Annotated in this window: 1 protein-coding gene; it reads left to right on the forward strand. The window is 67.5% G+C overall.

The window, feature by feature from the left end; genetic code table 11:
* Window positions 1-15: 15 nt before the first annotated feature.
* A complete protein-coding gene (locus GFH49_RS39680) occupies window positions 16-378 on the forward strand; it encodes a hypothetical protein (protein WP_230396091.1) in 363 nt (120 codons plus the stop codon).
* Window positions 379-507 lie beyond the last annotated feature (129 nt).

Genomic DNA, 507 nt, shown 5'->3' on the forward strand with positions numbered 1-507 from the left:
TGAGGGGGCGTCGGCGTGCTGGAGCCGGGGGAGATACCGCAGTTCACGGGTGACTTGGCGCAGCTGGAGACGGAGTGTGCGGACCTGAAGAAGGACGCGGGGGATGTCCGCAGGACCGGCCAGGACCGGCCAGGACGTGCCGAGCACCACGCAATCCCGGAGCGCTATCCGAATGCCACCCGGGAGCCATTGGACGGCCCGGCCAACGGCAGCGGCCAGTTCGACCAGGTGTGGCGGCGCGAGGACGGAGGCTTCGTCGTCGTCGAGGCCAAGAGCAGTGTCGACACGGAACTGGGCGCCCGCAACCTCCCGGACGGGAATCGGGTTCCGCAGGGGACCAGTACTACAGCCTCAGATCTTCATGATCTGAGGCTGTAGTACATGCCCGCAACCGTCACCGGGCTCACCGCCCTCATACGTCACCTGCGAACCCCGCAGCCCCCTGCCTAAAACAGGCTCAGCAACGCCTCCGCCGGATCCGTCAGTCCCGTTTCGCCGTCCGGGAGG

Source organism: Streptomyces blattellae, from assembly GCF_009709555.1.
Classification (GTDB): Bacteria; Actinomycetota; Actinomycetes; order Streptomycetales; family Streptomycetaceae; genus Streptomyces; species Streptomyces blattellae.